The following is a 15,076-nucleotide window of genomic DNA, read 5'->3' on the forward strand; positions in this document are numbered from 1 at the left end:
AATCATCCTTTTTTCGGATTCATATTCGGCCTCAACTTTTTAATGCTTACCCAAAGTGAAAGGAAGGCCAAAATTGTATAGATGATGAAATAACTCCAAATAAGGGGAAAGGAAATCCCAGTCTTATCTATAAACGCTTGATTAATCCCTTCTTCAAACAATCCGCTGAATACAATCGGAGGATTAAATGCCGCAAAAATATACGGAAGCACTAATGGGGGTTTAAAATTAGCATAATCATAATAACTTATTGATATGGCAAATAATAGAGCTGCGCCGCCTGATAGAAAAAGTGTTATGCCATATGTTGAAATCATCGAAACAATGGTTCTTCTAATTAATGTTGAAAATAATATTCCAAAGCTTCCAAATACAAATATAGTAAACAAGTAAAAGCCCATCACTTTCACTATTGTTGCCGGTGAAACGCCCCCAAAAAGAAATACTAATGAATAAAATGGAAGGCTTGCAGCTAATAAAAGCAATAAATAAGAAATGGATGAAATCAATTTACTTAAAATAATACTTGTAGAGCTTTGAGCAGTTGTTAGTAAAATATTCAATGTTTGCCGCTCTCGTTCCCCACTTATGACACCGGATGTTAATCCCGGAGTTATAAATAAAATCAGTCCTAGCTGCAAATAAGCAAGCACCATAAACATCGTTCTACTTTGTGTAGGACGGATAAATTGGGATCCCCCTCCAATTGAAGTTTCGAGAAGCATATATCCTATTACGACTATGCCAATAGCAACCAAGTAAGAAAACAGCCCTATGAAAGTACGAAAAGAGCGAAATCTAAGCTTAAATTCTTTATTTAAAACAGGATTGATGAATAAACTCTTCAACTTAGCTCAACTCCTTTCGTAATTTCCATAAACACATCTTCAAGATTGGACTCTACCTGTTTGAAGCTCAAAATAGCTAGTTCCGCTAAAACAGCTTTTCTTAACAAATTCACTTGTGATTTTTCGTCTCCTGAATATTGAAATTGAATCGCGTTCTTTTCTAATCGGGAAATTCTCGAGACTGATGGATCATCTTCAAAAAACGAAATGGCTTTCTCCACTTGATCATTGAGTGTGACAACAATAACTTTATCTGCTTGGAGCTGCTGTTGTATATCTGCTACAGTACCATGCGCAACTAATTGTCCTTTATTGATCACGCCAATTTCATCACACATTTCCGATAGCTCAGGCAAAATATGAGACGAAATTAGGATCGTTTTTCCCATGTTTTTCAATTCCTTTAAAATTTCACGCATTTCTACACGGGCTCGTGGATCTAGGCCTGAAGCTGGTTCATCAAGAATCAACACATCGGGATCATGTATAAGTGACCTGGCAAGGCAAAGTCTCTGCTTCATCCCTCGTGAAAGCACATCTACATAAGAATTTTCCTTTTCAGCTAAATTAACTAAGTCTAATAACTGTGGGATAAGGATGGCTCGATCTCTTGCAGAAATCGAATAACTTGCTCCGTAAAAATCCAAATATTCACATACTCGCAATTGATCATATACACCGAAGAAATCAGGCATATATCCTATTTGCTTCCTAACCTTCTCAGGTTCTTGAGTAACACTAGCACCGTTAATAACAGCTGTACCTGATGTTGGGGAAAGTAAAGTAGCCAATATTGAAAAGGCAGTCGATTTACCAGCCCCGTTATGACCGACAACTCCGAAAACGATCCCTTTATCTATATTGATTGTTAATGAATCCAGAGCAGTAAAAGAGCCGTACTTTTTTGTTAATCCGTTTATCTCTATCATTATTTTACAGCTCCTTTAACAATAAACTCTGGCAACGAAATATATGGTTCATTTTGCGAATTGAATTTTTCCAATTTAATTTTAATTTGTCCATTCTCGGAAACAAACTGTCCAAGATCATCATTCGCCGATTTTGCTTGCCCCTCTTCAATCGCCGCATACTCACCTGTTTTAACATTTAAAATTGAAAGCTTAACAGAACCATATCCGTTCATATTATATTGAATAGAATCAAGGACTGTATTTTTCAAATCAATTTGTTGGGGAAGTGTTAATACTACCTGGTATGTTCCATCTTCCAATCCCATTTCATACTGCCCAAATCTATCGTAAATATTACCTTCTATTGGAGTAATATCAACCGATAACTGATTATTCTGTAAGACAAAAGGACCTATTATCTTTCCAGTTGCAGAAAAAGGCTGATAGATAATAGTGGAACGCGTATTTTTCTCTTTTTTATTTGTAACTCCTATATCAATTATTTTGTTATTTGTATAACCAAAAACAATAGGGAAATTTTCAATCGAAGCTGTATTAGAAAGGATTGCCATTTTAAGATCATCCTTTTTCATATCTTCTAGTTCCCGATTATTTCGGTAATTATATATTCCATAATCAAGAGGTGTTGATAAAATGGTTTCTTTTAATTTGAGGTCTACATCAATAATCTCCCCTTGTTTGGCAGAACCTAATTTATACGCATAGTTTCCAGACCATATATATAATTCATCAAAATCATAAGGATATTGATTTACGATTTTCCCGTTTAATGTCTGTCCTTTTATTTCTAGATCTATATCGAATTGGCCAGTTACCTGTTTTGTAGCTTGACCTACAATGGATCTAGCAGACCAATATTCCACATTAGCAAAATCAAAATGTAATTGGTTTCTAGTTTCAGTCATTACGGCCTTACCTAAATCACGCTCCCCTACAAACCCCTCACTACCGTTTACAGGGATCCCATAAAACTCCTCTTTAGGAACAGTAAGTTGAAAATCTCCACTCCGATTTGAAAAAATCGTAGCCGTATACATACCACTAATTTCACCGTTCGAATTTGCCTTAAATACCCCCATCTCAGAAAGCTGTGAGCTTTTGATTCGATCTTTTGCACCTACTCCAAAAATACATGCAGACATAATAATGGCGCATGTCGGAATAATCCACCAACTATGTTCCCGTCTATCGATTTTCTTCAATACGACATATAAAATTGGAATAATTATGATCATGTAACCAAGCATAATCAAAACGACTGTCCCAATTGAAAAAATAGATGCAGAAAACAATTCATTCGTCGAAGTAAGGTTGCTGTATATTTGTTGGTAGATTCCTTCTGGATTATAATTTCGATTGTATTTAGAATCCATAGTTGAAAAGATGTATTGCAACCAATCTACATACCCCTTCCATGATGATAATGGTTCCTCACCTAATGAAAAGGCTGCTTGATAAATTTCGCCTTCATCTATTTTTCTCATCATGATTATAGGGATATCATTCGTTGCTATTATGAGTTCAGCATCTTTTGAAACATTACCAGTTTGAATATCAAGCGAGTTAAAAGTTGGCTTTTCATCTTTTATTTGCAGAAATGACAAGTTGCTTATTTTTTCTTTATTAGATGGCTGCATTGGGAGAAGCTGTTGAAGCTCTCCCCAGGCATGCTGAGCTTTGGCAGATGCCCCTGTAATAAGTGCACCTCCTCCATTTATCCAACCCGCTACTGCATTTTGCTGCTTTTCCGATAATCCTGATACAGAATAATCGTCAATAACTAAATAGTCAAAAAACTGCAAACCAATTTTGTCATTAGGTATATTCTTTTTCGTTAATTGAATAATCTTCGGTTGCTTTCCATTTATTTTTATAAGCTGCAATGCCTTTAAACGGTCTGGATTTTCAGTCATTAACCCAATCGTTGCTTGATTATCATCAACTGTCCGGTATGTCAATTTGCCATTACCTATTATTGAAACCTTATTTCCTTTTTTCCAGCTGCCTTCGTATAACGCTAAATTTTCTTTATTGAAATTTGAGTTATATATTGAAGTGCCTGGTAAAACAATTTCATAAGACTTTTCACCATTTTTTGGGAGATCAATCTTAATGGCTTTCGAACCACCAAGATTATAGTCACTGGAAAAAGAGATTAACAGATCTCCACTAAAATCCGGACCATTATTTTTCAATTTAATGTTGACAGGGTATCCTCTCCCACTTTTAACCATCCCTTCATAGCCCTCTTCTACTGATAATTCGATCGATGCTTTTGCGGCCGAAGCTGAAGGTAAGAGGAAAAATTGCCAAACTAGAAATAAAAATAATACAGATATTAATATTTTTTTAATATTGCCCATAATTGTCCCCCCTGAAAAACCCCTATATAAAGTAGACGAATAAAGCAGAAAAAAGTTCTTATTTTAAATACTTTTGTACAATTTCTAAAAAAGCTTTAACTTGCTTTAATTCAAATGCGGATTCATAACCCAATAACCAAGTATCTCGCTTTATAGGGTGATTTTTTTCATCCAGAAGAGGGATTTTATATACATCTTTTTCCGAGCCAGTTAACGTGATTGCAGGTAATATTGCATATCCAATTCCATTGTAAGTCATTTGTTTACATGTTTCGATTTGGTCTACTATAATCGTTCGTTTTGGAACAGTTTGGAATTGCCTATGCCACCAGTTTTGAATCTCTTGATAATAATTAGAATCGCTCTTGAATTGAATGAATGGGCGATCTGTTTCCATAACATCTTCTATTCTACTTATTTCCCGATCAACTAAATAAAGGCTGTCTTCGAAAAGATGGATTTTCTCCCCTTTCCAATCAGTCGCCCCCCTAATAATTCCTACATGAACTTCCCCTTCATATAGATTTTTCAATATCTCGCTGCTCCAACCAGTAATTAATGAAATTTTCGCGTGAGGATGAGCGCTTACAAATTGTTTTAACACTTTTGGCAACCAGTTTTGACCAACTATAGAGGCGCAAGCTATCTTTAAAGTCCCATGAACTTTCGTATTAAGCTCCTGTATTTCTTCATAAATACGTTCCTCTTCCTCCAACATTGATTCGGCAAAATTCACTACCATTTCACCAGAAGGGGTCAAGATAACGCCTTTTTGCGTGCGAATAAATAATTTAGCTCCCCACTGTTTCTCAATATTTTGCAGTCTTTGTGACAAGGCAGGCTGTGAGACAAATAACTTTTCCGCGGCTTTCCTCATATTCGATTCTTTAGCAAGAACAACGAGCAATTGGTAATCTGAAAGTGACATATGACTTCGTATTCCCCTTTATGTATTTAAAAAATTCGGCCCCCAATAAGGGAGCCGTTTTTTAATAAAACTTCTTGCGTATTCTATACATGATTTATTTTTCTAATATAATGATTAAGTTCTTTTAAAAGAGCTCTTCTCGTAAAGATTCCTTCAAAATATCCGTCCTCATCCGCAACACATAGAAAAGGATGATCAATCAGCAAAGCTAAAGCTTTTTCAAATTTGTCGTGAAGCCCTACTTTTGGAATTTTAACGGCCATTACATCTTCTACTTTTTTGTCCGTTAATTTCTCAAATTCAATCCGTTCCAAACCAAGCAATGCTTCTGTTATCATAGGGGAGCTGATTAAACCATGTAGTTTAAAACGAGCATCCAATACCGGTATAGCAGAATAACCACTTTTTGTTAAGACAAGCAGTGCGTGTTCAAGACTATTTCCTATTTGAACATGAGCCACTTTTTCGGAAGGGATTATATAGTCAATAATTTTTGGATCCATAAATTCATGACTTTGTAAGGAAATCATAAGCAAACTCCCTCATCTCATTATTATCTTCTCATTTCCATTTTAACATAAATAGTGAAGAGAAAATGCCCTTCTTGCATGATTTAATGTTAAAATGCAAAATGATTTTCTATATACTGCTTAAGAGGGATTCTTTTCTTCTTGGACAATTTCATAAATTTCAATTGCAGTAATATCGATATCATCAAATTGATATTTTTGTTTATTTGAGTCCCTATCATATTCTTCCACTTCAAATGTTTTAGTTGATGGAAAATACTTTACTTGACATAATGTTTTTCCATTAACTTCAAAAAGCCTTTGTGGAATTTCTTCATGACCCTCTGCATTCTGCATTGATTGAAGCCGTTGAATAATACTCAATAACTGTGACATTTTTTAGTCTCCTTTCTTTTGGAAAGACAAAAAAATTATAAACGACAATGGAGGGAGAAATCAAATTATAATGCAAAAGTGGTAGTATCTTTTTCCTTTAACTTACAAACTTTAGCATGTGAGATTTTCTATAAAAGAAATACGAAATAATTTAGAAAATAGAAAGTTTCCTCAGCTAGTCAAGACAATTTTGCCTTCCATAAGGATTCTTGCTGGTTGATCGGCCCGATCTGGACGACTGGAGCGTTCTTTCAAATCAAAAAAGGACACCGAGAAGGACTCTCGGTGCCTTTTGTTGACAATCTGACTGCAAAATAACAGGAAGATTCTTACGAATTCTTCCTTTATTCTTCTTTCATGTTTAATAAAGATTCATTTAACTGAGCAAGGGCTTTAATAATCGTTCGTTTACGATTATAGCCTTTGACATTTATAGAAATATCATTCATGGCAGCAAATACTCTTCCCCAAGATCCGTAAGGTTTGAAACCATAAATATATATTTTAATCATCCCAGAATTAGCAGGAATGAATATCACTTCAAATCTATTGTTCTTCCTCATCTTATCATCTCCAATCCTTTGCAGAGCTTAAAAATGGGCATAGATAAATATAACATTGATGATATGTTTAATACAAGCATCAAAAGAATGATGATAAAGAAGCTGATATCATTTCATAAGTTCATTATGGCAACCATCTTCCCTTTCAGGCATTTCAATGATACAATATTAATTATTCAGACATTTATATTCAATGGAAAGGGGTCCCATGCATGGAGAATCCAACCAACAACTATCTAGAGCCAACTATACAAAATCTTTCCCAAGCAATTTTCACAGTAAATCGTCATGCTAAAACAGCTATAAACCCCAAATTTTTATACTCCCTTAAAAAAAATGCTTTAAATAAAATGATTCAGGAAAAAAAAGCTGAAAAAATTGGACTTCATTTTTCTAGAAACCCTAAATTCAGCCAGCAACAATCAGACGTATTAGTAAAATGTGGCGAGTATACTTTTCATATCCCACCGACAAAAGAAGATTTTGAATATTTGCCTCATCTTGGACATCTTGATCAACATTCCCGCAACCCAAAAACCCGCATGTCACTTAATTTGGCAAAACAACTTCTCATCAATTATACCGGCATGAAGGAAAATCAAAAAAATAACAAAACAATCGTTCAACAGCCAGTATTTAAGAAACTTGGTGACAGTTTCTTTTGATCCTAAAAACAAAAGCACGTGTGCTTGTTCATCAACTAACATACATGCCATTAAAATGTGGTAGTCGATGAAACTGGACGTAGCGTTTTTTTATTGATATTCCATTTTCAATCTTCGAAAGGAAACGCAGCACGATTGAAAAAATGGAAGTCAATTGAAGAAGAAGGAACGTACAGTGCGCAACGTCCCCTCGCTTTGTTTTTTCATATCCGACTTAATGCCTTCCTGACTAGTATTCAGCGATCCTACGTCAAGCTGAAAGAAAGTCCATATTTTACTTTTATAGAGGCTTGTTTATGATCTTGAAGAAAAGATGCTTAGGACTAGACTAGTGAAGCCGATAGTGACTATTCAAAAAAGTAAGACAAGATATTTAATAGTGTTAGACTTTTGAGTAAGGAAAAAACTAATTAAAGTTATGTACAAAGAGTTCAATTTTAAATTTGTTTATTACCAAAAACCCAGACTATTTCAATATGTCTGGGTTTTAATATCACAAAATATATTGATCCATTTTTAATACTAACTCACTAATCTCAGGTTTACTCACTTGCTCTGCCGCTCCAACTTGTTGTCCTTTATGTCGTAGATCATCAGTTATCAAAGAAGAGAAAATAATAACTGGCAGTTTAGAGATTCTATGATTCTCTTTAATTCTTTTAGTCAGATGATGGCCATCCATTTGTGGCATCTCAATATCTGTAATAACAAGCTGTACCTCGTCATAAATGTTTTTACCTTCATTTAATAAAGATTCCATATAGGATAATGCATCTTTTCCATTTTCAAAGAACTCAACATTTTCATAACCAGCCAAGGATAAAGTTTCATTCAGAAGCTTTCTTAATAATGGCGAATCTTCTGCAGCCACAATTTTCTTGCTTGAACGTTCCCTTTTCCCAAGTTTTTTTATTTGCCCCACATGAATTCCAGCATCTGGATTAATATCGACGATGATTTTTTCAAAATCTAACAATAAAATCATGTTTTCAGATTCATTTATTACCCCTATTACTTGTGAAGAATCTACGTCATAAAGCTCTGATGGCTTTTCTATTTTATTCCATGAAATCCGATGGATTTGTGATACATGATGTACATGGAAGACAACTTTCAGTAAGTTATATTCCGCAACTATAAATTTTTCATTTAATATATTTCTATTATCGTTGGTTTCTAAACCTAACGCCTTCTCTAAACTTACGACTGGCATTACTTCCCCGCGAAGCTGTATAACTCCTAAAATATTAGGGTGAGCATGGGGAATGGGGGTGATAGGTAAAGGATTAATAATTTCTTTTACTTTTAATACATTGATTCCAAACTTATGATTATTTATCTCAAATTCAATAATTTCCAGCTCATTCGTTCCGCTTTCTAAAAGTATTCCAGAACGATCCTCCATATTTCTTCCTACCTTTCAATGGCTGTTATCATACGCTATATTCTTAAGCGTTTGTTTTTGGCAAAAGTCCAAGAGCCGGCTATTGCGACTTAATAAGAGTGTTTAACATTAAGCTGATAGCTCTTCCCCTTTTAATATCCGTTCCTAAGACTAGTCTATTTCTCGTTATTTAGATTCACGTCAAACAGCAACAATGTTTTTGAAAAGAGCCTTATGATATTAATCCCAATATTTTATTAAGCTTTGCGTGCCGTTATTTTCTTCGCCTTGATCTGCAAGTGAATCATACATTTTTTTTGCCAAATCAAGCCCTGGTAATTGAAGATTCATTTTTTCAGCTTCTTCTAATGCAATCCCCATATCCTTAATAAAATGCTTAATAAAAAATCCAGGTGAATAATCTTCTTTAAGAACTCGTGGAATTAAATTGGACATCGACCAACTTCCCGCTGCACCACTACTAATGGATTTTAGTACAGTTTCAGGGTCCAACCCGGCCCTTCTCGCATACACAATCGCTTCAGATACACCAATCATATTTGAGGCTATGGCAATTTGATTGCACATTTTTGTATGTTGACCAGCACCTGCTTCTCCTTGATAAACGATGTTTCCACCAAGGATATTAAATATTGGCATCATTTCTTCGAATGTGTTGACATCTCCTCCTATCATGATTGATAGTGTTCCGTTTTTCGCTCCAATGTCGCCTCCGGAAACGGGAGCATCGAGAGTATGTACTCCAACCTTATTTCCTTTTTCGTATATTTTTTTAGCCAGAGTTGGTGTGGACGTAGTCATATCAATGAATATCTTCGGATTATTGGCACCTGCAAATAATCCTTTTTCTCCAAAATAAACTTCCTCTACGTCGTGTGGGTAGCCAACCATTGTAATGATTATGTCGGCATTTTCTGCGATTTCTTTAGGGGTATCCTTCCACTCTGCACCATTTACAAGTAAATCTTCTGCCTTTTCTTTTGTTCTACTATAAACAAAAAGCCTGTATCCTTCCGAAAGCAAATGATTTGCCATGCTTTTCCCCATAACACCGATACCTATGAAACCAATTGTTTTTTGTGTACTCAAATTATCCACTCCTTCAACAAAAAGATTAAATTGACCTTAACTTACCACCATCTACAAAAAAGCTGCTTCCTGTCATATATGTATTTCCTTCTGATGCTAAAAACACAACCACCTTAGCAAATTCATCCGGCTTTCCATCTCTTCCTAGAGGAATGCTTTCTTGGGCTTTTTTAGCAACATCTTCAACTGAAACACCTTTCTTCTTGGCGTTAGACTGATCCAACTGTTTAATTCTATCCGTGTAAATTCTTCCCGGTGCTACTGTGTTCACTAATATATTAAATGGAGCAAATTCATCTGCCAACGTTTTAGATAATCCAGCGATGCCCATTCTAAAAGTGTTAGACAGAATTAACCCCGGAATCGGTTCACGGATGGAAGAAGATGCTATATTAATAATCTTTCCACCCTTGTTTTTTAAATAAGGGAGGGCTTCTCTTATAATTCTTATATAAGATAGTAGATTCAATTCGAAGGATTTTTGCCATGCCTCATCATCCATGTCTTCAAACCCACCTGCCGGAGGACCTCCAGCATTATTGACCAAAATATCAATACTGCCAAAAACCTCAGCCGTTTTTTTTACCATTTCGCTAATTTCCAGCGGATTCGTTATATCACATCTAATCCAGCTTACATTTCCACTATTCAAGCTTTCCAATTCTGTGTGTACAGATTCTAATTGCTCTTCATTTCTACTCGCAATCATTACATTTGAGCCTTCCTTTACAAACTGCTCGGCAATGGCTCTTCCCAATCCTTGACTGGAAGCGACGATCAATGCATTTTTTCCTTTTAGCCCAAGTTCCATTTAAATATCCCCCAATCGCTCATAAATTTATACTTATTATACCATTATCATTTTATTATTTTACTAAAATAAGGCTATCCCAAACCTATAGTTTAGAATAGCCCTTATTTCTTTTTAACGATTTCAGGTCATTTTCTTTTCTATTTCCATTGTTACACGCCAGAGTACGCCATAAATCCACCATCAACAGGTACGCTTATACCAGTCACAAATCCGCTTGCCTCATCATCAACTAACCATAGCAAAGTCCCAAGCAGATCTTCCGGCTTTCCTAATCGCCGCATTGGTGTATGAGCTAATATTTTTTCTGTACGGTCTGTGTTTGTCCCATTTGGATTTTTTAATAATGCTTGATTCTGGGTCGTCAGAAAAAATCCTGGAGCAATAGCATTAACACGGATACCCGTCTCAGCCATATGTACGGCAAGCCATTTCGTAATATTCTCAATGCCTGCCTTTGCTGCACTGTATGCCGGCACTTTCGTCATCGGACTGTATGCACTCATAGATGATATATTAATTATATTTCCGCTGTTTTCAACTATTCTTTTAGAAAACACTTGTGTCGGAAGCAATGTACCAATAATGTTTAAATTGAAAACATATTCAAAACCGTTTAAAGTTAAATCAAAAAAAGTCTTAACTTCCTTATCTTCTAAATCGCTTATATTAAATATTTCATTTGTCGTTATACCTTCTGGATGATTACCGCCTGCAGCATTAATTAAAATATCGCATGTACCAAGAGCTTGATAGACTTCTTGTTCCGCCTTTCTAACACTTTCCAAGTTTACTACATCGCATTGAATCGCAACCGCTTGACCACCTTGGCTCATAATTTCATCGACAACTATTTGACCTTTTTCCTGCGTTCGATTTAAAATTGCCACCTTCATCCCTTGTCTGGCAAGTTCCTTTGCCATATAACTGCCGAGAACTCCGCCACCTCCTGTTACGACTGCAATTTTCCCTCGTAAACGATCATGTATTGGAAGCATTCTTTCCACCCTTTCTCTACCCCTATATAAAATAATGCGGATATTTCTTCATCATTATTTCCTTCTCAACGACTGCCATTTGCAGGTGCCGTTCCATCATTTGGCTCGCTTCTTCTGCATTTTTGTCAACGATAAACTGATAAATGGATTTATGCTGTGAAATGATGCTATCCCAGTTTGAAACTTTGGACAATCTTAATAGTCTTAGTCTATTAAAATGACTGTTCAATAGTTGCAACATCTTCCATGTCCGGGCTTTACCTACCCCATTAAATAATATTCGGTGAAATTCTTCATCCAACTCATACAACTGATAAAAGTTATTTTTGCCGATACAAAGCTCTTGCAACGCGAGATTTGTTTCAAGGCGAAAAAGATCATCTTCCGGAAAATTCTTACAGGCCAAAACAACCATTTCCTTTTCAATTTTTTCTCTAATGAATCTTCCTTCTTCAACATAATCTAGATTGATCCGTGAAACGATAGTTCCGCTTTGAGGGATGATATCCAATAACTCTTCCTGGGCTAGTTTCATAAAAGCTTCTCGAACTGGCGTTCTGCTTACATGAAATTCATCCGCAATTTCTTTTTCGGAAATTTTTGTTCCCGGTTCAAGTTCTAAATTAAGAATTTTCATCTTTAGCTTTTTATACGAATAATCCCTCGTTGAACCACGGTGTGTTTCTTTATTAATCACCTTAATATCCTCCAATCACAACTCAAACACTATATTTACAATACTAGTATACAATAATCTTTAAAAAAGCAAGTCGAAAGATTTACGACTTTAGTTACTTTCAATATTTAACTCAATAAGATTATTACTTGGATCTAAACAAAAGACTTGAACGAATCCACTTTTACTGCCGAGGTTTTCCAGTAAAGGAACATCATGCTTCTTTAAATGCCTAACAGCTGCCTCGTAATCTTTAACTCTAATGGCTAAATGTCCATCCTTCGTATCAACATTTTCTTTTTTTCTCAATGTATTTGATTCTGGATGAACGATTAAATGAAGTTGTTGGTCTCCTATTTCATACCAAGCACCGTTGAAATTAAAATTTGGTCTCTCTATTTCCTTTAAACCAAGAATAATGCCATAAAAATGTTTACATTCTTCTAGATTTGTTACGGATAAACTTATATGATGCAATCCAATAATATCAAACGTCACCATTTTTCTAACTGCCCCTCCTAATATTTGAAGTCATTATTTAAATATGGGCTAGCACTTTTCCCTTTACTGAATATTATCACATATTATAGAATTAATAATTGTTAATTTTGGAAATTATTCTAAATAAATTCCAAACGCTTAATGAAATAACTAAAATAAAAAAAGCCAGACAATATGTCCGGCAAAAAAGGGGGAAAAATGAGAATGAAATGACTAGGAGATCGTCATATCAATCATGATTATTATTCTATACCACCCTTTTTAAAAATATACACATAAAAAGTATTACATTTATATTACATTATTTTTTACTAAATCCATTACTTCATGAGACGTTTGTAGTGATAGTGCATCTTCAGCTAATTGCTGCATTTCATTTCGATCAAGTTTTTTCATAATACTTCTTGCTTTCAAAATCGATGATGCACTCATTGAGAATTCGTCCAACCCAAGGCCTAAAAGAATCGGAATCGCGATTTCATCTCCAGCCATTTCTCCGCACATACCAGCCCATTTGCCTTCATTATGTGCTGCATCTATAACCATTTTGACTAAACGTAAAATAGCAGGATTATATGGTTGATATAAATATGAAACGCGTTCATTCATTCGATCAGCAGCCATTGTATATTGAATTAAGTCATTTGTGCCTATACTAAAAAAATCAACTTCCTTCGCAAATTGATCCGCTAAAACTGCAGTAGATGGAATTTCAACCATGATTCCAAGTTCAATCTTATCCGCAACTAAAACGCCACTGCTTAAAAGTGCTTCCTTTTCTTCCATTAACAATGTTTTGGCAGACCTAAATTCATCCAGTGTTGCTATCATCGGAAACATGATTTTTAAATTTCCATATGCACTTGCCCTTAATAAAGCACGCAGCTGGGTGCGAAAGATCTCTTGTTCCTCAAGACATAAGCGTATCGCTCTAAATCCTAGAAATGGATTCATTTCTTCTGGTAAATTTAAGTATGGCAGCTGTTTATCTCCACCAATATCTAGTGTGCGGACAACGACAGGCTTCCCATCCATTTTTTCAAGCACCGTTTTATAAGCTTCAAATTGTTCATCTTCTGTTGGCAGCTGATTTCTTTCCATATAAAGAAATTCAGTGCGGTAAAGTCCTACACCTTCACCGCCATTAGCAAGAACATTATCAACATCTTGCGGAGATCCAATATTCGCCGCTATTTCAACATGCTTGCCATCTCGGGTTAATGTAGATTCATCCTTTAGAAGTGCCCATTCGGCTTTTTGCAATTCAAAATTTCTTAATTCTTCTTCATATTTATTAATGATTTCAGGTGTCGGATTAATATGTACTTCACCGTGGAGACCATCAACGATTACAACATCACCATTTTCGATGCTTTTCGATGCGCTTTTTGTTCCTACTACAGCAGGAATTTCCATAGAACGAGCCATAATAGCCGAATGGGATGTGCGCCCGCCTATATCAGTCGTAAAACCCTTGACAAACTCTTTATTCAACTGGGCAGTATCAGATGGCGTTAAATCTTCCGCAATGATGACAACTTCCTCCGCGATTAAACCAGGGTTCGGTATTTTCACCCCTAGCAAATGTGCTAGAACACGTTTTGAGACGTCTTTTATATCTGCTGCTCTTTCTTTCATATATTCATTTTCCATTTGCTCAAATATGGATACGAACATATCAGTCGTTTCTTTTAAAGCGCTTTCTGAATTTGTCATTTCCATCTTTATTTTATCTTCTATGGATGACATTAATTCTGGGTCGCTTAGTACAAGAAGATGAGCATCGAATATTGCTGCTTTATCTTCTCCAAGATCCGCCAAAGCTTTCTCCCGAATTACTTCAAGGTCCGCTTTGGCAGTATTTATTGCCGAGTGAAGTCTGTTGATTTCATCCTCGACATTTGAGATAGCAGTTTTACTAAATGAAAGATCCGGCTCTACAAGCCGATATGCTTTTCCGATGGCAATTCCACTAGATGCGGCTATCCCTTTTAAAATTGTGGACATTACTCCGCAAGTCCTTCTTTTTGGAATAATTCTTGAATGCCAGCCATTGCTTCTTCTTCATCACTGCCATCTGCACTGATTGTAATGTTTACACCTTTTCCAATTCCAAGTGACATGACACCCATAATTGATTTTAAATTTACTTTTTTATCTTTATATTCTAGTTGAATATCTGAAGCAAATCTGCTTGCAGTTTGTACTAGCATTGTTGCTGGCCTTGCGTGGATACCTGTGTCGGATGTTACAGTAAATTGTTTTTCAATCATTTCTAATCGTCTCCTTTTCTCAAAGCAAAATTTATTGAGCTTACTAATACAAAAGTAGCCAATTTTTGGCGTTTCGTCAATGGTTGAGCAACAAAATCAAGGTAAAAAAATATATACCC

The 15,076-nt window shown here is 35.5% G+C and carries 16 protein-coding genes; 1 reads left to right on the plus strand and 15 read right to left on the minus strand.

Features of this window, described 5'->3' with window-relative positions; genetic code table 11:
• Positions 1-2: 2 nt before the first annotated feature.
• The 7 genes from KHA96_RS06270 to KHA96_RS06300 all read right to left on the minus strand — a co-directional run bounded on the left by KHA96_RS06270 (position 3) and on the right by KHA96_RS06300 (position 6,539).
• Positions 3-848, minus strand: coding sequence for an ABC transporter permease (locus KHA96_RS06270; protein WP_213128391.1), 846 nt, complete (start codon positions 846-848; stop codon positions 3-5).
• Positions 845-1,777, minus strand: coding sequence for an ABC transporter ATP-binding protein (locus KHA96_RS06275; RefSeq protein WP_213128392.1), 933 nt, complete (start codon positions 1,775-1,777; stop codon positions 845-847). Before KHA96_RS06275 ends, KHA96_RS06270 begins: the two co-directional genes overlap by 4 nt.
• On the minus strand, positions 1,777-4,143 hold the full coding sequence (locus tag KHA96_RS06280; protein ID WP_213128393.1) for a hypothetical protein: 2,367 nt from the start codon (positions 4,141-4,143) through the stop codon (positions 1,777-1,779). The genes KHA96_RS06275 and KHA96_RS06280 overlap by 1 nt, the downstream gene beginning before the upstream one ends.
• A 58-nt stretch (positions 4,144-4,201) precedes the next feature.
• Positions 4,202-5,071 carry a LysR family transcriptional regulator gene (locus KHA96_RS06285; protein ID WP_213128394.1) on the minus strand — a complete coding sequence of 290 codons (870 nt, stop codon included), beginning with the start codon at positions 5,069-5,071 and terminating at the stop codon, positions 4,202-4,204.
• Between the two features lie 83 nt (positions 5,072-5,154).
• Complete coding sequence (cbpB, locus tag KHA96_RS06290; RefSeq protein ID WP_213128395.1) at positions 5,155-5,601, minus strand: cyclic-di-AMP-binding protein CbpB; 447 nt, start codon at positions 5,599-5,601, stop codon at positions 5,155-5,157.
• Positions 5,602-5,721: 120 nt separating this feature from the next.
• Positions 5,722-5,976 (minus strand): YkuJ family protein, encoded by a 255-nt coding sequence (locus KHA96_RS06295; RefSeq protein ID WP_213128396.1) that lies wholly within the window; start codon positions 5,974-5,976, stop codon positions 5,722-5,724.
• A 344-nt stretch (positions 5,977-6,320) separates the two neighbouring features.
• Positions 6,321-6,539, minus strand: a complete 219-nt coding sequence (locus KHA96_RS06300; protein WP_213128397.1) for a hypothetical protein — start codon at positions 6,537-6,539, stop codon at positions 6,321-6,323.
• A 212-nt stretch (positions 6,540-6,751) separates the two neighbouring features.
• Here KHA96_RS06300 and KHA96_RS06305 point away from each other — a divergent pair, with 212 nt between their 5' ends.
• Positions 6,752-7,204: a YkyB family protein gene (locus KHA96_RS06305; RefSeq protein ID WP_213128398.1), complete on the plus strand. Its 453-nt coding sequence runs from the start codon at positions 6,752-6,754 to the stop codon at positions 7,202-7,204.
• 493 nt (positions 7,205-7,697) lie between these two features.
• Here KHA96_RS06305 and KHA96_RS06310 read toward each other — a convergent pair whose 3' ends face one another.
• From KHA96_RS06310 to KHA96_RS06345, 8 genes are all read right to left on the minus strand, one after another.
• Entirely contained in the window at positions 7,698-8,609 is a 912-nt protein-coding gene (locus tag KHA96_RS06310; RefSeq protein ID WP_213128399.1) for a chemotaxis protein, read from the minus strand.
• A 219-nt stretch (positions 8,610-8,828) separates the two neighbouring features.
• Entirely contained in the window at positions 8,829-9,698 is an 870-nt protein-coding gene (locus KHA96_RS06315) for an NAD(P)-dependent oxidoreductase (RefSeq protein WP_283248438.1), read from the minus strand.
• Positions 9,699-9,723: 25 nt separating this feature from the next.
• Complete coding sequence (locus KHA96_RS06320) at positions 9,724-10,509, minus strand: SDR family oxidoreductase (protein ID WP_213128400.1); 786 nt, start codon at positions 10,507-10,509, stop codon at positions 9,724-9,726.
• Between the two features lie 152 nt (positions 10,510-10,661).
• A complete protein-coding gene (locus tag KHA96_RS06325; RefSeq protein ID WP_213128709.1) occupies positions 10,662-11,507 on the minus strand; it encodes an SDR family oxidoreductase in 846 nt (281 codons plus the stop codon).
• 22 nt (positions 11,508-11,529) lie between these two features.
• A complete protein-coding gene (locus KHA96_RS06330; protein ID WP_481748209.1) occupies positions 11,530-12,204 on the minus strand; it encodes a GntR family transcriptional regulator in 675 nt (224 codons plus the stop codon).
• A gap of 90 nt (positions 12,205-12,294) precedes the next feature.
• Positions 12,295-12,684 carry a VOC family protein gene (locus KHA96_RS06335; protein WP_213128401.1) on the minus strand — a complete coding sequence of 130 codons (390 nt, stop codon included), beginning with the start codon at positions 12,682-12,684 and terminating at the stop codon, positions 12,295-12,297.
• Between the two features lie 291 nt (positions 12,685-12,975).
• Positions 12,976-14,691, minus strand: a complete 1,716-nt coding sequence (gene ptsP, locus KHA96_RS06340) for a phosphoenolpyruvate--protein phosphotransferase (protein WP_213128402.1) — start codon at positions 14,689-14,691, stop codon at positions 12,976-12,978.
• The gene (locus KHA96_RS06345) at positions 14,691-14,957 is read right to left on the minus strand and encodes a phosphocarrier protein HPr (protein ID WP_249315288.1); all 267 of its coding nucleotides are present in this window, start codon (positions 14,955-14,957) and stop codon (positions 14,691-14,693) included. Before KHA96_RS06345 ends, ptsP begins: the two co-directional genes overlap by 1 nt.
• Between the last annotated feature and the right edge of the window lie 119 nt (positions 14,958-15,076).

The organism is Bacillus sp. FJAT-49711 (assembly GCF_018343715.1).
Lineage (GTDB): Bacteria > Bacillota > Bacilli > Bacillales > Bacillaceae_C > Lederbergia.